General features: G+C 41.0%; 11 protein-coding genes. 4 read left to right on the top strand and 7 right to left on the bottom strand.

The genetic code is table 11. The annotated features are described in order from the left end of the window. Nucleotides 1–46: 46 nt before the first annotated feature. A complete protein-coding gene (locus tag Q4533_RS09495) occupies nt 47–1615 on the bottom strand; it encodes an MFS transporter (RefSeq protein WP_102476635.1) in 1569 nt (522 codons plus the stop codon). A gap of 496 nt (nt 1616–2111) precedes the next feature. Beyond that, nucleotides 2112–4265, bottom strand: a complete 2154-nt coding sequence (locus tag Q4533_RS09490) for a glycoside hydrolase family 97 protein (protein WP_303502657.1) — start codon at nt 4263–4265, stop codon at nt 2112–2114. Between the two features lie 475 nt (nt 4266–4740). On the opposite strand from Q4533_RS09490, the gene Q4533_RS09485 reads away from it, so the two are divergent. Further along, the gene (locus Q4533_RS09485; RefSeq protein ID WP_303502656.1) at nt 4741–7014 is read left to right on the top strand and encodes a molybdopterin-dependent oxidoreductase; all 2274 of its coding nucleotides are present in this window, start codon (nt 4741–4743) and stop codon (nt 7012–7014) included. Between the two features lie 24 nt (nt 7015–7038). After that, nucleotides 7039–7581 carry a 4Fe-4S dicluster domain-containing protein gene (locus Q4533_RS09480; RefSeq protein WP_303502655.1) on the top strand — a complete coding sequence of 181 codons (543 nt, stop codon included), beginning with the start codon at nt 7039–7041 and terminating at the stop codon, nt 7579–7581. Between the two features lie 153 nt (nt 7582–7734). Here the strand turns inward: Q4533_RS09480 and Q4533_RS09475 are convergent, their stop codons facing one another. After that, nucleotides 7735–8178: a hypothetical protein gene (locus Q4533_RS09475; protein ID WP_102437362.1), complete on the bottom strand. Its 444-nt coding sequence runs from the start codon at nt 8176–8178 to the stop codon at nt 7735–7737. 187 nt (nt 8179–8365) lie between these two features. Between Q4533_RS09475 and Q4533_RS09470 the strand changes: the two genes are divergently transcribed. Continuing rightward, on the top strand, nt 8366–8998 hold the full coding sequence (locus Q4533_RS09470; RefSeq protein ID WP_303502654.1) for a molecular chaperone: 633 nt from the start codon (nt 8366–8368) through the stop codon (nt 8996–8998). 143 nt (nt 8999–9141) lie between these two features. Here the strand turns inward: Q4533_RS09470 and Q4533_RS09465 are convergent, their stop codons facing one another. The 4 genes from Q4533_RS09465 to Q4533_RS09450 form a co-directional block, all read right to left on the bottom strand. Next, complete coding sequence (locus Q4533_RS09465) at nt 9142–11118, bottom strand: alpha-amylase family protein (protein WP_303502653.1); 1977 nt, start codon at nt 11116–11118, stop codon at nt 9142–9144. A gap of 76 nt (nt 11119–11194) precedes the next feature. Next, nucleotides 11195–13090: a glycoside hydrolase family 13 protein gene (locus Q4533_RS09460; RefSeq protein ID WP_303502652.1), complete on the bottom strand. Its 1896-nt coding sequence runs from the start codon at nt 13088–13090 to the stop codon at nt 11195–11197. Nucleotides 13091–13109: 19 nt separating this feature from the next. After that, the gene (locus tag Q4533_RS09455; RefSeq protein ID WP_102476640.1) at nt 13110–14597 is read right to left on the bottom strand and encodes a tryptophan halogenase family protein; all 1488 of its coding nucleotides are present in this window, start codon (nt 14595–14597) and stop codon (nt 13110–13112) included. Nucleotides 14598–14679: 82 nt separating this feature from the next. After that, nucleotides 14680–17418 (bottom strand): TonB-dependent receptor, encoded by a 2739-nt coding sequence (locus Q4533_RS09450; RefSeq protein ID WP_303502651.1) that lies wholly within the window; start codon nt 17416–17418, stop codon nt 14680–14682. 501 nt (nt 17419–17919) lie between these two features. Here Q4533_RS09450 and Q4533_RS09445 point away from each other — a divergent pair. Next, a complete protein-coding gene (locus tag Q4533_RS09445) occupies nt 17920–19548 on the top strand; it encodes an alpha-glucosidase (protein WP_303502650.1) in 1629 nt (542 codons plus the stop codon). Nucleotides 19549–19555 lie beyond the last annotated feature (7 nt).

Genomic DNA, 19555 nt, shown 5'->3' with positions numbered 1-19555 from the left:
TATTTTTAAATAATTTTTATAACTTAATGAGTTTTTGATTTTCTGTTTAAGCTTGTGAGCTGGGTTGATCGACAAATAACACCGCAATACCGGCAATAATCATAAATACCCCACCAGTGATTAGCGCAAAAATGGGTTCACCATCGAATAAGCCATTTAAAATAACACCTAAAACACTTGCTGCAAGTAACTGTGGAATAACAATAAAGAAGTTAAAAATACCCATAAATACACCCATCTTTTTAGGCGGTAATATGCCTGATAGCATGGCATAAGGTACGGATAAGATAGAGGCCCAAGCGATGCCGACACCAATCATTGGGATCCATAACATTTGTGGGTCTTTAATAAAGTAAAAGCTAATCAGCCCTAGTCCACCGAGTGTTAAGTTGATGGTGTGAGTAAATTTAATCCCTACGGCTTTAGCTAAAAAAGGAATCATCACAGCAGCAAGGGCGGCAAAGCCATTGTATGAAGCGAATAACATCCCGACCCAGTCAGCGCCGTCGTTATAAGCTTGTGAAACAACATCAGAGCTGCCGTAATGATAAGAGGTCACCGCTGAGGTGGTATAAATCCACATGGCGAAGAGTGCAAACCATGAGAAAAATTGTACTATAGCCAGTTGATGCATGGCTTTAGGCATATGAAATAAGTCATCAACGACGTTAAATACCATACCTAAAGAGTCACGTTTTTTACCCTTGACCCCAGCAAGTACCTTAGCGCAATAAAGCTGTAATGGGCCAAAAGCAAAGATGCCAATACTAAGAATAAATAACTGTTTGTCCCAACCGAGTCCATAAACTAACCCAGTAAATATCGCACCAATAGTCATCCAAACCAGTGCTGCTGTTTTATATTGCGTAGCGGTGCGGCTGCGAGTTTCATCAATACGGTCTTCTTGCTTAGCGGTTTGTTCATGTGCATGGAAGGCACTGATTTCTTCTGGCGAATATTCTTTAGAGCTAACAATCGTCCAGCCGACAGCTAAGAATAATACTGCGCCACCAAAGTAGAAGGCATAACGAACTGAGTCGGCAATCTCCCCAGCAGGTGCTGTGTTTGCAACATCAAAGTAATTGGTAAGAATATAAGGCAGTGCAGAGGCAACAACCGCGCCAATGCCGATGAAGAAGCTTTGCATCGCATAGCCTTGAGTGCGTTGACTCTTAGGTAAGTTATCGCCGACAAAAGCACGAAATGGCTCCATAGCGATGTTGATTGATGCATCCATAATCCACAACATACCGGCAGCAATCCACAGAGTAGGAGAGTGCGGCATGACAAATAACGCCAGCGTGGTACAAATTGCGCCAATTAAAAAATACGGGCGACGACGGCCAAGCCCGTTCCAGGTGTTGTCACTTAAATAACCGATAATTGGTTGGACTATGAGTCCAGTCAGCGGAGCAGCTATCCAAAGAATAGGAATTTCGTCAATTTCAGCACCTAGCGTTTGGAAAATACGGCTGACATTGGCATTTTGCAGTGCAAAACCGAATTGGATCCCCAAAAAACCAAAGCACATATTAAAGATTTGCCAAAAGTTGAGTTCTGGCTGCTGACGCTGCTGAGTATTTGTCGATGTTTGACTAATCGTATCGGTAGACATGTATCTTCCTTTTTATAGGTCGTTCAACTTCATGGCTGAACTCTTATTATCACGTTTGCTAATGTACTAGGTAAAAAAATGGCGAATACACATCTCCCTAAGACGGGTATTCGCCAAAGACCTGGTTTGCACTTCAAAAAGGCTGAAGTAAAAAAAGGCACTTAAAACCTGACACAATCCGATGAAGGTGATGCGCCAGTAACGACCTAGCCCATTTCATCCACACAAGCAGAGGAGAAATTTAGCAGGTTTCATATTAGCCTTGTGTCGGATTTAGGCACAACCAATTACATACGTATTCATCATTTATGCACAACGAAAGCTGATCATATTTGTAACAGGAAGGGGGTAAATAGCGCATTAACCGATATTTGGTAGGTCAATGTAAATGAACAAAAACCTGATGGCAATGAACACAAAAAGTGAACATTGCAATACATCAGGTTTTATTGGGGTAAAATTGTTGTGTTTTGTCTTTAAAGCGCTTTAAAAGGCTTTAATTTAAGGCTTTAAAACGAATCGCAGTACCACCACTTTTTGCTAATACCAGTGACAGATTGTCTTTCGAAGTCACTTTTGTCGTTTCAATGACGTAATCATATGGGTTGGTTTCCCAGTTCGCTTTATCGCCATCACGATATATTTGTGCTTCATATTGTTGGTTATTATCTAAAAATGATAATACAACATCAAAACTGCGGGCTTGTTCATCAGTGAGTGCGCCAAGATACCAATCATCAGAGTGACGGTCTTTACGCGCAAAGGCAACAAAATCACCGACTTCACCAGCAACCGCAATACTCTCACTCCAATCAGTGGGAACGTCTTGAATAAACTGAAAGGCGTCAAGGCGTTCAACATAATTACGTGGTAAATCCGCCGCCATTTGAATTGGACTATAAAGCACTACATACAAAGCGAGTTGCTTAGTTAATGTTGTTTGCACTCGATTAACCGCATCTAAGCCTTCTGGTGCGAGATTAAATATCCCTGGAGTGAAATCCATTGGCCCTGACAGCATACGAGTAAAAGGTAAAATCGCTGTATGTTCTGGGTTATTGGGCGGAGTTCCCCAAGCGTTAAATTCTTGGCCGCGGGCGCCTTCTCGGGCAATCCAGTTTGGATAGGTGCGGCGCAGACCAGTATCTTTAACGGGTTCGTGAGTATTAATACTAATGCCACGCTTTGCGGCTTCGGTAATACTGTGCAGGTATTCATTCACCATAAACTGGCCATCATGCCATTCATGGCGGGTAATACCGTTTTCATCAACACGCTTGATGTCACCCCCATCTGCCACATAACCCGTTTTGATTTGAGTTACGCCATGCTTTTTATATAAATCATAAGCATCACTCATTTGATTACGGTAATTCGTTACAGAACCTGAGGTTTCATGGTGACCAATTAAGCGCACGTTTTGTTTAGCGCCATATTCACTGACAGCATAAATATCAAAATCATCATATGGCTTGGTAAAATTAAACACATCGCCATTATGGAACCAACTGCCATCCCAGCCGACATTCCAGCCTTCAACTAATACGCCGTCAAAGCCGTACTTAGCAGCAAAGTCCATGTAACGTTTGGTTTCGCTGGTCGTTGCGCCATGTTTATCACCTGAACCCCAAGTATTTTCATTAAGATGCATTCCCCACCAAATCCCAACATACTTACCTGGTTCAACCCACGACACATCACCGAGCTTGTTAGGTTCGTTTAAGTTAAGGATTAAATCTGAATTGAGTAAACCAGTGGCTTTTTCGGCAATTTGAATGGTTCGCCATGGGGTAGTAAATCCAGGTTTAGTTTTGACTAAGATGCCATCAGACCATGGGGTTAAGTCGGCTTTTAAGGTGCCATCACGGCGTTGATCTAATACCATAGCGGCATAATCTGTTAGCGCCGCTTCGTGAATACTTAAATGAGTGTCTGAAGCGAGTTTATAAGTGAAGGGGGTATGAGCACGGTCGACTTTGTTTACCGTGGTGGTGTTATATAAGTATTCGTATCGATTCCAGCCGCGCCCCGGTATCCACCAAGCAGTCGCATTATGGGCATCAGGAATTGAAAACTCAGTTAGTTCATTGGTAATGTTTAAGGCAGATTCTGAGGCAAGGCCTTTTTGTGTTGGCACTTGATACCTAAAGCCTAAACCATCATCAAACACCTTAAATTCTACGATAAAGTGGTAATTACCGTTACTAAAGGTGGTGGTGAGTTTATTGTGATGATCTTCAATCCACTCACGCTCACCCCAAGGTTGTTGCCAGCGAGATTGATGAGTATCAGTGCTTGATTTATTGATCTCAAAACCGCGACCAAATTCTCCCAATGACTCAAAAACCAATCCCATGCGCGAAGCCAGTACCGCATCTTCACCATTAAAGCTGACTTTGTATTCAGGTCTATCAGCATCATCAGATAAGCTGACGGTAATATTGTTACTGGGAGAGCTGATTGTCACCGTTTTTGCCTGAACTCCTGGCGTTATTCCTGACAGGACACAGCTAATGAATATGGAAAGTGCGCTGAGATTAAAAATCGACTGATATTTTGTGTTTGTTTTAATTTTAGTTACAGGTGTGGTAGCAGCTGTTGATGCCGTAATAGACGGTAAATCAACTAATTTTGATGATGCTTCGAGCATGGTGACTCCATATTATTATTCGAATGTCCCTTTCACATACTAGAGCGGTTAAACCAAATGCTGCAATTTGTTGCATACGTATTCAAGATTGAGGCGTTATTTAAGGCAAACATTTTAAATGCGTTGATTGCATTTTTTAGAATGCGTTTGTTTTTTATCCGATATTGGCCAATGTCTAGAAAACGGATATTTAATCGAGTTTTTTATATTTGTATCGCTAAAGACATGCTATATCGCCCGCTAAAAATCAATGTGAAATACACCTGTTATCTAGATGTTTTATAAATAGGCGGCTTGGTTTGATATGCAACAAATTTAGTCGTTATGCGCAATAGTTATTTGTGATATCTGCAATTGCGATGAAGGTCAGTATTTTACTAATTGTTTGAGTAATAAGTGTTTTTTTAACAATGTTTGTTCTTGCTTAGCGCTGTGTTTGTTATGGTTTTATTGAAATAATAATAAGGGAAATACCATGGCAATGAATAGACGTAGTTTTCTTAAGGGGAGTAGTGCATTTGCATTTTCTGCCAGTATTATGGGGTGTTCTAGTGATGATGAGAATATTGAAGAACCTCCAGTAGTAGAACCACCAATTGAAGTACCACCTGAAGAAGGCATTCCAGATGGTGTTTATCACACAACGTGTCCACGTAACTGCGGTGATAGATGTAGCTTGATGGTAACCACAAAAGATGATGTGGCAATATCAATCACAGGTGATACAACACACCCTGTAACAGCGGGAACCCCATGTGTTAAAGGTCATGCCTATTTACAGTCTGTGTATAGCCCAGACCGTATTCAACAACCAATGAAACGCGTAGGGCCACGTGGTCCAGGTGCAAGCTTTGAACCTATTTCATGGGATGAGGCATATAGCGCCATTGCAGGCCGCTTAAACGAGATTATTAACACCCATGGTGGTAATTCAATCATTCCTTACTCTTATTCTGGCTATAGCGGTATCAGTGCAGGCTCGGGTCCGAACCGATTCTTTAACCGTATCGGCAGTCGTAACTTGCAACGTAATATTTGTGCCAGTGCCGGTTATTCAGGAATGAGCTCTATATTGGGTGAATTTTCAGGCCCAAGCCCAGAAGATTATGTGAATACCAAATGTTTTGTTTCTTGGGGTACCAATGAGCAAGCCACCAATATCCACCATCTTAAATTTATCAATGAAGCCCGTGATAAAGGCGCTAAAATTTTAGTGGTTAACCCGGCTAGAACACCTTTAGCGTCGCAAGCTGATATTTGGTTGCAGCCGACACCAGGTACCGATGCCACGTTAGTTGTGGGTATTAGTAAAGTGCTGATTGAAGAAGGTTTGCATGATACAAACTTTATTGAAGCCCATACCCAAGATTATGATGCGCTAGTTGCCCGTCTGGAAGAGTTTACCCACGAACAAATCGAGCAAGAAACGGGTGTTTTGAGAAGCGAATATCAAGCCTTTGCACGAGCTTATGCTGGAGCTGAATGTGCCATGATCCGCATTGGTTATGGTTTACAACGTACCTTGAATGGTGGCCGAATGGTTAAAGCCATTCCAACGCTTGCAGCGTTAACCGGTAATATCGGCAAAGTGGGTGCAGGTGTTGTGTATCTTAATACTCAAGCTGGTGGGATGTTTGATTGGGCTTATTGTAATGCGCCGCATCTAACACCTGAAGATGCAGTAAGAGACACGGTCAATATGAATGAGATTGGCAGGTCGTTACTACCTGAAGATTATCAACATGAAGACGGTCAAATTGGTCCACTTGCTTTTGGTGAGCCGTGCGATCCAATTAAAGCAATGATTGTATATTCAAGTAACCCAATGGCAATTGCCCCTAACACTGATCTGATTGAAAAAGGCTTGATGCGTGATGATTTGTTCTTAGTGGGTATTGATTTATTCCAAACCGATACCATGGATTATGTTGATTACTTGCTACCGACGTCTAGTTTTATGGAGCAATCAAATCTCATTGATAGTTATCATTGTTATTACTCTAAGCATAGTGCGCAAGCCATTATGCCACTTTATGAATCCAAACCTGACACAGTCATCTTTAATGAACTTGCTAAAGCAATGGGTTTTGAAGATGCAGAGTTCAATGAGTCGATTGATGAAATTTTACGTAACACTTGGAAAGGTAATATTAGTTACGATGCGCTATTAGAGCAAAAGTGGGATAGCCCAATTGTACCGTATCCATTCCGTAAAGATTACGACTTCCCAACGCCAAGCGGCAAGATTGAATTTAAAGACACCAGCGGCAAGTACTTTGACCCTGAAAAATTTGATCCTGTCATTGATACCGGAACCCCTGAAAGCGATGCTGCTGATAATAAAGGGATGACCGATGCTGAAAAAGCGCGTGAGTTCAGGTTGATATCACCAGCTCACCCTAAATTAAGTAATTCTCAATGGGCAAATGTTAAATATATTGCTGGGACATTACCTCAACATACTGTTTATATTCATCCTTTAGATGCTGGCAGCAAAGGGATTAATGAAGGCGATCAAGTGACGTTAACTGCAAGTCGCTATGGTAACCCGAGTGTACAAATTCAATATGTAGCAAGGGTTGAACCAATGACACCTGTGGGCACATTGTTTGTTTGGAAAAATGCCTGGAAAAAACTTAATGATAACGGAAGTAATACCGCAGTTAACCAGCTGGCAAACTGTGATTTAACTGATATGAACAACTGTTCTACCTTCCACTCAACCCGTGTCGATATTGCACTGGCGTAATTATAATCATTAAGGAACTTTCTAATGACTGAACAAAAAGTTTTTGTATTTCGCCAAGAAAACTGTGTTGGCTGTGAAGCTTGTACCGTGGCATGTCAGGCTGGCCGACAAGCGAATGAATTTGTCACCGTAAGAGATATCTCTCAAGGTGAAAAAACCAATCATTTAGGTAAGCAAGTTGCGGTATTTTTATCGCAATCTTGTCATCACTGTGAAGAGCCTATTTGTGTTGAAAAGTGTCCTGTTGGCGCAATGGTTAAACGCGATGATGGCATTGTCCATATTGACGAAACGCTATGTGTCGGTTGCGGAGCATGTCGTATGGTGTGTCCTTATGATGCGCCAAAACTTGACGCTAAGCGTGGTATTTTATCGAAATGCGACATGTGTAAAGACAGACTCGATGTCGGTGATAAACCATTTTGTGTTACCGGCTGCCCAGTGCAAGTGTTAGATGTGATGGATCAATCAGAAGCATTAAATTTGCCAGGGGCAAGTTTAACTGGTGATGGCTATGAAGATTTAGGCACAGGTCCGACAACAGTATTTATTAAATTAAGAGTCTAATACTTAAGGCTTACTTTAAATGCCAACCCTAGGGTTGGCATTTTTATTTAAATAATAAATTTTATAAATGTATTTGGCGGTGTAATAACAATAATAAAAAGTGCTATTAATGAAATAATAGGTAAATTTAAGTTATATTTAATAAAGCAGTGGCTAAACGGTAAATCTAATATTGGCGCGTTGATTTGATTTTATAATGTGTTTATCCCAGTTATTGGATAATTGAATAACTGATACTGCATGATTAATGAGGTCTTGTTGATGTGATTGATCTACCAATGCTGAAAACTCTCTGGCTAGCGCGATGATGATGTAATCATCTTTCGTTAATATTTCACCATTAAGACTATTGTTGATCAAAATACTGAAACTATTGAAAAATGTAGACATTAACTCCTGTTCACTCAAACGCTTAGGTAGATTGTCTACGCGTCTAAAGTCATTAATAACCATTAGAGAAATCTTTCTGCAAATGGTTTCTAGTGAGCTCCTTGGGTATGAAGAACCGACCCATACTGAGTGTGGCTTAAGGCTTACTTCTATAGCACTACTAAGCTCTGCAGCACGCCATCTTTCTTTAAAATTCATCAGTAACATAACTTTGCCTATATAAGCTGTAACACATCTATCTTACACAATATTCATAGACCGAATATTTACCTAAGTCACTTTTATTAAAATGTCATAATAATTGTTTAGATAAATAGGAACCTATCACAGACATTTATAATAACCTGAAATAAAATAATGGTAATTAAATAATTTAAACAAATGGAATTTAAATATGAATAACGATGAATACGTTAAAAATATGGCAGGTATGTTTAATTTTCTAGCTGAAGTATTTTATCAAAAACCATGTGATGAATTAATGGAAACTATTTCAATACTAGAGTTACCCTTATTTATAACAAAAGAAAACAATATAGATAATCACTTTAGGGGAAAATTAGATACCTTAAAACAATTGAGCCAAACTTTGGTGCTGGATGACATTAAACAGGATTACAATGCCTTATTTATCAGGCCAAAAGGTAAACTTGCTTATCCATGGGGATCAGTTTATTTAAGCAATAATAATCGTTTGTTTGACCAGTCAACCCTGTTATTTATGGGTTTCTGTAAAAAAAACCACTTGAACTTTAACTTACCACAACATCAACCAATGGATCATTTTGGTTTGATGCTCGTTGCACTGGTGTATTGCTTAGAACTTGACTTGCAAGACGGTCAACAAAGAGTGAAAGAACTATTAGAACAACACTTGCTTAGCTGGAGTGACCGCTTTTTAAGCTTGGTGATTGAGCATAGTACAAGTCACTTTTATGGTGTTTCAGCCCAGTTATGCCAGCTATTGTTAACTGAGCTAACACTTAGTAAGGAGCTTGAGCTAAAGCCCGTCACATTGTACAAGTAAGCTGAACTGACTGTGGTAGCAACAACAAGAGTCGTAGGCGTTATGAAAAACCTGCAATAAGGTTAATTATTGCAGGTTTAAAGGCGCTTAGGCAGGTTTAAATCTTGCTAGCACGAATTAGCAGCACGAATTAGTAATACTTATTACCAGGTAATAACTAACACTTGAGATTCTAGTGGTTGCAGATTAATCGCTATGCTGGCTTGTTGCTTTACCACATTCATAGGATGTATTTCGTTAGCACCAATGGTGAGCAAGTTTTCTATTTGATAGCTACCATCCTTGATTTGGGCTTCAGTGATTAATGCCTCTGGGAGGTGTAAGTTGATACTCGCAGCTTGGCTGTCGCTAAAATTAGTGACTACCAGCATAAACTGCTCGTCGTTATAACGGCTAAAGGCAAAGGTATTATCGTTATAGCCTTGTTGATTGGTTTTTTGGCTAACAGCACGGTTAATAGTATCAAGCTCAAAGTACTCGCCTTGTAGCGCAGGTGCTGTATGGCTTAAGTTAACCAAGGTTTGATAATATTTGCGCAGTGCCTTTTCTGACTCAGTCGATTGACCGCCATCAAACTTGCCATTATTCATCCAGCGTTGATGGGCAGGCACGCCAACGTAATCAAAAATACTGGTGCGGCTGGCTTGGCCAAAGCCTGCATTTTGCTCGGCTTTTTCACCGACATCTTGACCGAAATAAAGTAAGGTCGGAGAGCGGCTAATGGTGGTCGAAACCACCATGGCAGGCAAAGCGGCTTCTGCGCTGCCAGCAAAGTCGCTGGTATTAATCCGCTGTTCATCATGATTTTCTAGGAAGTTAAGCATGTGCTGCTCAATGTCTGCGATTTTTGCTTGGTCGACAGCAATCTCAGCAGTGGATTTTTTATCATGAATAATGTCTTTTAGGGTGTCGTATAAATCGACTTTGTCGTAAAGATAATCCATCTGTCCTAAATGAATATAATCACGGTAAAGACTTGGGTTATACACTTCAGCAAGTAAAAAAGCATTGGGGTTTAGGTGTTTGATATTACTGTTGAGATAACTCCAAAATTCAACTGGCACCATTTCGGCCATATCGTATCTGAAACCATCAACGCCTTTGGCTAACCAATACTCAGTTATCTCTTTAAATTTAACCCAAGAATCAGGGATGTCGCTCACTGGTTGGGATTGCCAAAATTGGTAATGCTGCGCAGATGACATCTGGGCATATTCACTTGGCAGAGCAGGGAAGTCATGGCTGCCATCAGGCTTAACGCCATAGTTAACCTTAACGGTTTCATACCAATCATTTGCGTCTGGCTTGGCTAAACGTGAGCCATTACCGGTCCATTTAGCGGGATTTTCAACAAACTGACCGTCAGCAAGAGGATGGCGCTCACCGCCTAAGGGCTGATAGTTATCTTTGGCATCGGGAACGGAGAAGCTCTCACCGACAATATAATAAAAGTTATTGTTTTTATCATATTCAACAGCGGTATTGTCTTGCTCACCAAAGTTGCGATTGGTTGGAAGCTGCGCATTTTGTGGGGCAGATTGATATTGGCGAGCCACATGATTAGGCACGATATCGATAATCACCTGCATGCCGTTTTGATGAGTACGTGATATAAGCGCTTCAAATTCAGCTAATCTGTTAGCCGGGTCATTAGCTAAGTCAGGGTTAACGTTATAGTAATCTTTTACCGCATAAGGTGAGCCAGCGCGGCCCTTTACCACATCTGGGTCGTCATTACTGATCCCAATGTCAGTGTAATTATTGATCAATGCGTGATGGGGTACGCCGGTATACCAGACATGGGTTGTCCCTAATGACTTAATGTCTTGCAGGGCTATATCGGTAAAGTCACTAAACTTGCCGACACCGTTGTCTTGTATAGTGCCCCAAGGCTTATTGGTAGTGTTGGTATTACCATAAAGACGGGTAAAAACCTGATAAACCACCGGCTTACCGGTTAAAGGTTGTGCAGCAGCACTTAGCTGCTCAGTACCGCTCTGTTTAACCGTCTCATTAATACTGGCTTTATCTGTGGCGCAACCAGCAATAACCATACTGACTCCCGTTAATACCAGGCCCAATTTTATCGGTAAACTTACGCTGAATTTTTGTAAATACATATGCTTCTCGTGGCAGATTTATATTATTTAACTAAAGGAGATTAACAAGCTTTAGTTATGATCTAGAGTTTAACCGTTATTTGATTAACTTAAGAATAATGACACCTTTTTCTTTTAATGTGAGCGGCTTAGTTAATGAATACGTTTGTTGTGTGATGATATCTTTAGCCACAGTATGTTGTTTAATCACTGGTGCGAAACGGCTTAAATCAAGCTGGTATTCTTGCTGATTTTTATTGTAAATAATCAATAAACTCTCTTTGTTGCCTGCTTGATTATATTCACGGGCTTGCAGGTAAACACCCTCTTTAGGAGCAAAGTGTTTAAGGCTGCCTTGTTGTATCGCTAATGAGTTTTTACGATAGTTTAAAAGCGCGCGATTAAAGGCAAGCGCATCTTGTTGTTGGGCGGACAAAGACGATGGCTTGAATACACTGAGTTTATCTTCAGCAAACCCGCCGGGTAAGTCACTGCGAACTAAACCGTCATTACGATCTTTTGTCGGACTTTGCATCAAAACTTCGGTACCGTAGAAAATTTGCGGAATGCGGTTACTGGTTAACACATAGGCCATAGCCATTTTATACAGGGCTAGATCATTGTTCATCAGACTGTATAAACGGTTAGTGTCATGGTTGCCTTCAAATAATACTAAATCAGTGGGCTTAGCATAAACCACATCATTGGCGAGCATTTCATATAGATTAATAAGCCCGCTACCCCAACTTTCTTCGTCAGTTAAGCTTTTAATGAGCACTTCATAAAGTGGAAAGTCCATCATGCTCGGGGTATGTGAGACATAACCATCAGCATTGTGTTTACCCGCTTGCCAGTAGCTTACTGTAATGGGGTTATCGCTCCATTCCTCACCAACAATATTAAAGTTGGGATATTCATCCATTATGGCTTTTGACCAGGTGGTTAAAAAGCCTTTATCAGCATAAGAGTAGGTGTCTTCGCGAATACCGCTAAGCCCGGCATATTCTACCCACCAAATACTGTTTTGAATAAGGTAATTTGCCATAAATTCATCATTTTGATTCATGTCTGGCATGGTGTCGGTAAACCAGCCATTTTCGAATTCTGCAGTATCAGATGGCATAGCGTATGGATCTTGAACTGTGGTTCTGCGATGGCTGGTATACATGATGTCTTGAGGGTTTTGTTGCCATTTTTGTTGGCCATTTATCCAAGTTGAAGTTGGAAAATCAGCCATCCAGCGATGCCCCGAACCCATATGGTTAACAATCACATCTTTAATAATACCAATACCAAACTGCTTCGCTTCTTCTACTAAGGATTTGTATTCTTCGTTGCTACCAAAACGTGGGTCAATTTTATAAAAATTAGTGGTGGAGTAACCATGGTATGAATACTGGGCTTGGTTATTTTCAAGCAGCGGGTTTATCCATAACTGTGTGATACCTAGATCTTTGAAGTAGGGTAGTGACTTACGAATACCGAGAATATCACCACCATGTCGGCCATCTTTATCGTCACGATTGGCTGTTTCTAACATGTCTGGGCGATTATCGTTGTCAGGATTACCATTTACAAAACGATCAGGAGTGATGAGGTAAATAACATCTTTATTAGAAAACCCTTCACGCTGGCGTGAATCTGCCGCTCGGGCCTGAATAGGGTAGTCAAGGGTTTGAACTAGCAGATCATTATCAAACAAACCTATTTCAAGGGTTTGCGGCTTAGCATCCGTTAAGTCTAAATCGATAAAAAGATGATTGTTACTTGCTGACTGATGAACCGTTTTAAGTGCCACATTGGCAGATTTAACAAGTTTGACCTCGTAGGCGCTAATATCTTCGCCATAGACTAATAACTGCAATTGGCTGTTTTGCATGCCTGCCCACCACGATTGTGGTTCAACGGTGACATTATTGATTTCAGCAGCGATTGCGCTAGTCATTAATAAATGAACCATCAAGGCTAGCGGAGCAAGTTTTCTAATAGTCATAAGTTTACCTTTGATGAAATTACAATTTATCAATAAATTGTTGATGAGACGGCATAGCAGCAACAGCCCTATTGATGATTTGCTTAATATTGCCCAGATAATCATGTAAGTCAGCATCACTTACACTATTAGCTAACGGGTTATAGTCATTAGGCATAATGCCTTGGCCGAGCATTACCTGTATCCAAGCAGCTTCTGTAAACAATTCATCTTGGTAGCGACTGACAGTGCCAGTGGCTTTAAATAGTTCAATTTTTTGTTTAAGGCTGTCAGGTATCGCCATATCACGGCATTGCTGCCATAAATCATGGTGTGAGTCTTTTTGATTCAGGTGATAGTGCAAAATAATGAAGTCACGAATTTGTTCAAACTCAAGTTTTGATTGGCGGTTAAACTCATCAACATTAGCTTGCTGAACGCCATTGTGGGGGAACAGCTTAGACAGACGTATGATGGCTGATTGAACTAAATGTAAGCTGGTGGACTCAAGTGGCTCTAAAAAGCCGCTTGATAAACCAATGGCAACACAGTTTTTATGCCACTGCTTTTCACGGCGTCCGGTTTTAAAATTGATTTTTCTGGGCTCTGCCAGCGGTTTTCCATCGAGGTTTTCAAGCAATAACGCTTTGGCTTGCTCATCAGATAAATATTGACTGCAATAAACTAAGCCATTACCAGTACGGTGTTGCAAAGGAATACGCCACTGCCAACCTGCATCATGGGCGATAGAGCGAGTATAGGGGGTTAATGCTTCAGTTCGTTCACAAGGTACGGCATAAGCACTGTCACAGGGCAGCCAATGCTGCCAGTTTTCATAACCCACATCTAATTGCTTTTCAATTAATAATGCAGCAAAGCCTGAGCAATCGATAAAAAATTCAGCGCTAATTATCTGGCCATCTTTTAATGACACGGATTCAATGCTGCCGTCATTGGCAAGGGTTGTGGAGGTGATTAAGCCTTCGATACGCTTAACTGACAGCTTTTCACTGTAGTTACGTAATAGCTTAGCGTAGAGGCTGGCATCAAAGTGATAAGCGTGGGTAATACCTGCTAAGGGCGAACCTTGTACCTGGTCCATTATGGAGAATTTATTATTTTTAGCTGCTTGGTAATTTAATGAGTAATCCCAGAATTGATTGACATCGGTTGGGTTAGATTTTTTCCAATAATGATGAAACTGAGTAAAGCCAATATCTTTACCGATATTGCCAAAAGCATGCATGTAGCTTTGTTGCTGGTTGCCCCAATTTTCAAACTCAATGCCCAGCTTAAAAGTGGCTTGGGTTTGCTTAATAAAGTCTGACTCTTTAATGCCTAAAACATTATTAAATATTTGCAGTGGCGGAATAGTCGCTTCACCGACACCAATGGTGCCGATATCTTCTGATTCAACCAAAGTGATATTAAGCTGGTGTTTGAATAACCTTGCCAGCATGGCAGCAGTCATCCAGCCCGAAGTGCCGCCACCAACAATTACAATGTTTTTGATCTTGTTATTATTCATGGTAATCGCCTTATATTTTTATTGTTTTTAAAGTAAAAAAGCCCCTGTAACAGGTTACAGAGGCTTTATTTCTACACTAAGATTAGAACTTGTAGTTCGCACCTAGCATGAAGTTACGGCCGTAATTTTGGTAATCACGTACATGACGAGCATCTTCACCCGTGTATGACGTGAATGGCTCGTTAGTTAAGTTATTCACTTGGAATAGCACTGATAGACCATATAGGGCATCAATACCACTTTCAGAGAAGTCATAACCAATTTGCGCATCTACTACGGTTTCAGCTTTAACATTAACATTTTGACGGGTTAAGCTGATTGCGGTTACTTCACCTAAGAAGTCACTACGGTAGCGTGAGCTAACACGTGCTTCAAAGCCTGAGTTTTCATAGTAAACCGTCGCATTGAAGGTTTTCTCTGAAAGACCAGGTAAAGTTGTTGGCTCGCTATCAGCCGTTTCTTTCACTTCACTGTCGTTGTAAGAACCACTTAATACCGTACCAAAGCCTTCTAGCGCATCAGCCCACATACCAAAGTCCATAGAGAATGACGCTTCAATACCTTGAACATAACCGCCTTGACCATTTTGCCATTGCTCAAAAGAACCAATTGGGTTGTCTGTGTCTGGGTTTTGTGGTGGCACGATGTCAGTAAAGTCGATAAACGATGTTTGCTTGTAAGTGTAGTTTTCTAAGTCTTTATAGAATACTGCTAAGGCAAAGTAGCCTTGGTCACTAAAGTAGTTTTCGTAACTGATATCGTACTGACGGGCTAACCATGGGCGTAACTGCGTGTTACCCGCCTCACCAGTCCAATTCACACCCGTTGTTGGTTTTTCTTCATAGCTATAGCCAATGTTGGAATTCATTTGGTCCATACGAGCACGGGTTAAGGTACGAGCTGCAGATACACGCAACATTTGGCCTTCTGCAACTTCAAAACCTAAATTAAAGCTAGGTAACCATTCAGTATAAGATGCGCTGTCGTAGTTGGCGTTAGTAACAAGTTTACCTTCTTCTTCGTCCAAAGTAGATGCTGTACCGTTAGAGCTCTGGTCTGTTTGAACCGCTTGAATACCAAAGTTACCCGTAAAAGGAATATCGTAAACATCGGTATCTATGGTTGCCATAACAAAAGCGGTAGTCACTTCTTCGTTAACATCCCATGAGTTTATTGCTCGGCTAGCATCAACATCAGCAACATCAGTTTCAATGTAGTTGCCATCATTATAGAAGGCTAAAGAGTCATAGCTTAATACGTCACCCATACCAAAAAAGTCTAGTGAAGTTGATCTTAATAGGTATTTATCAGGGACCGTCATAACATAGTTTGGATCGGTGCCGTCATAACCTTTAAGGGTTAGGAAGTAGCCTTTATCTAATTTTGATTTTTCACGCTCAGTGTAATTAACACCAAATTCGATGCTACGAATCGCGCCGTCATCAAAGATGTATTCAGCGGCTAAACGGAAAGACTGTAATTCATCTTCAATTTCTGGCTTGTTGATAAAACCATCTTGAGTGTTTGTTCCTTCACCTAATGGGTTACCCCAACCAAGTGGATCGCCTAGCTTGATGACATTTGGATCTGAATAATCTAAACCGTGAGTAAAGTTATAGCTACCATTACCATTGTAAGCAAAACCTAAATCATCAACTGCGCCAACGCCTGTGCCACGACCGGTACCACTGTAGCTTTCCATACCAATATCAGTACGTTCGGCTTTAGATAGACCGATGTCAGCTTCAACATTCCAGTTATCATTGATTTGAAATTTGTTATTCCAGCCAACTGATAGCGATTCAGCATCACGTTTGTTGACATCGTTACGTACTACTACTTCAGCGCCACGAATGACGCCTTCAGTAACAAGACCATTTTCAATGTTAGTTGCTTCGATACCACCGTTAGCACCCCAAGCAGCTGGGATTTCAATACCACGTAAACGTTGGTCATCAGTAAACTTAGTGTAGTAAAGGTCAACTTTTGTTTGGTAGAAATCATTTGGCGCATATTCAAATACAGCTAAAACACCATCACGCTCAAGTTCTGATGAACGAACGAAAGGTTTTGCACCACCTAATACACTGTCGCCGGCAGCATTTTCTGGGTAACCCCATGCCTGCCAGCGCTCTTCTTGGTTAGGCGACATCATGCGTGCATAACCTAATGCAATACCAATAGTGTCATCAGCAAATTGGTCAATATAAGAAATACTGCCACGGTAACCGGTATCATCAGAACCGCTATTTAACGCACCAAGGTCATTCATTTCACCACGTAAACCAATAGCGAATGTTTGTTCGCCATGGGTTAGCGGGCTGATTGTTTGCATATCAACCGTGCCACCAATAGCTTGAGCCATAACGGTTGCATCAGGTGTTTTGTATACCACAACACGATTTAATAATTCAGAAGGGTATTGGTCAAATTCAACACCACGGTTATCGTTAACAGACGCTTGTTCGCGGCCATTAAGTGTCGCGGTAGTGAAATCCGGCCCCATGCCACGGATTGAGATGACGTTTGCGCGGCCATCAAGGCGCTGAGCCGAAACACCTGGTAGACGTGCAAGTGATTCTGCGATACTGACATCAGGTAATTTACCGATATCTTCTGCAGAAATAGCTTCAACGATTGAAGATGAAGACATTTTTAATGATTGTGATTCTTTTAAACTACGACGAATACCAGTGACTTTTAATACTTCAATTGATTCATCAGCAGTTGCAACATCTTCTGCTTCAGCAGCGTAACCGTACATACTTGTACTGGCAGCTACCATTGCTAACGTTAGTAAGCTTGGTTTAAATAGCGACATCCATCTTTCCCCTTCTGAATGGCCAGCAGCCCTTTTTATAAGGTCGAGCTGCTAGATTTCTATTATTTATAATTACAGTCTTTATAGTATTTTTACTTCAGCTTGCTTAAATGACTGCATAAGCGCTGAGGTTTATTTCCACTTTGTTGCGGAACAGTAAAGATACTACTCCTAGCATTCTTTCATCGACAACGTTATGCATACGTATTCAAAGCTTTTGTAGACTTTAAATGGCCACTTTATTACTTTTTTTTAACATTCAAAAGATAGTTTATGTATTGGTTAAGTTATTGAATATTAGCATTTAAGTGCTTGGTTTGTATTTTTAAAATTCGTATTAATTCTTTGCATACGTATGCAGCTCTATTGAACCTGATTTCACTATTCACGTATCCTCGAGGCAATTAAATAATAATGACGACCAGTTACTAGGTCGCAACATAGGGTTAACCATGGGTGAGGTAGCTATATGGTTAATGCTTTTATTACAGAGGGCGAGTAATGAGTCAGTTATCATGGTGGCGCGGCGGAGTGATATATCAGGTATATCCACGAAGCTTAATGGATTCAAATGGCGACGGAGTCGGTGATCTACGAGGAATAATTACCAAACTTGATTACATTGCTAGTTTGAATGTTGATGCAATCTGGATATCGCCCTTTTTTAAGTCGCCAATGAAAGATTTTGGTTACGACATCAGTGATTATCTCGATGTTGATCCTATGTTCGGCACAATGGAAGACTTTGACGAACTGATTGAAAAGGCACATAAGTTCAATATCAAAATAGTCATCGATCAGGTATTAAGTCATACATCTGACGAGCATGCCTGGTTTAAACAAAGTAAATTAAGTCGTGATAACGACAAATCTGATTGGTATGTTTGGGCCGACCCTAAAGAAGATGGCACCGCGCCTAATAACTGGTTAGCTATTTTTGGTGGTTGTGCTTGGGAGTGGGAGCCGCGTCGTCAGCAATATTACTTGCATAACTTCCTAAAAAGTCAGCCTGATTTAAATTTCCATAACCCTGAAGTTCGCGCTGCAGTGCTTGAAAATGTCGATTTTTGGCTTAAAAAAGGCGTTGATGGTTTCCGCTTAGATGCGATTACTTTTTGCTATCACGATGAGCATCTGCGTGATAATCCAGCTAAACCCAAAGATCAACGCCAAGGTCGTGGCTTTAGTGAAGATAACCCTTATGCCTACCAATATCATTATTACAATAATACCCGTCCACAAACTGTCGGCTTTATTGAAGAGCTGCGCGCACTTATTAATCAATACCCAGGCGCCGTGACTTTAGGCGAAGTGTCAGCAGAAGACTCCTTAGCGACCATGGCTGAATATACCCAAGGCGATGATCGTTTGCATATGGCCTATAGTTTTGAGCTATTAACCAATGATTTTAGCGCGGCTTATATTCGCCAAACAGTTGAAGAACTGGAAGCCAGTATTGGTGACGGTTGGCCGTGCTGGGCCATAGGTAATCATGATGTGCAACGCGTTGCGACCCGCTGGGGCAAAGGTGAAACTAATCCCGCCATGGTTAAAATGCTCAATGCGATGTTGTTTTCGCTGCGAGGCAGCGTATGCAGTTATCAAGGTGAAGAATTAGGCTTAACGGAAGCGCCTATTGAGTTCAGTGAGCTGCAAGATCCATTTGGGATTACCTTCTGGCCAATGTTTAAAGGCCGTGATGGCTGCAGAACCCCAATACCGTGGTCGAAAGATCATCAACAAGCGGGTTTTTCTGACAGCAGTAAACCTTGGTTACCTATTCCTGCTGCACATAAAGCTATGGCTGCAGATGTTCAAGAAGCAGATACACAATCCAATCTACATGCTTATCGCCGCTTTTTAAAATGGCGTAAGCAATATCCTGCATTGGTGATGGGTGATATTAGCTTTATTGATGTGGATTCTAACCTTTTGGTATTTGTACGTACCTTTGAAACTCAAAAAATGCTGGTAGTATTTAACTTAGATAATAGTGCCAATACATTTGATGCCTCTGCATATGACATTGTTGCAGTTAAAGATGATCACGGTCTTGAGTCTGCATCTTTGCAAGCTGATGCTAAACTAACATTAAACGCATTTGGAAGTTTCTTCGCATTAATTAAATAATGTAACG

The organism is Shewanella sp. 6_MG-2023, from assembly GCF_030547195.1.
GTDB lineage: Bacteria > Pseudomonadota > Gammaproteobacteria > Enterobacterales > Shewanellaceae > Shewanella.
Note: the sequence above shows the minus strand (reverse complement) of the source record. Positions and strands in the feature narration are given on the sequence as shown.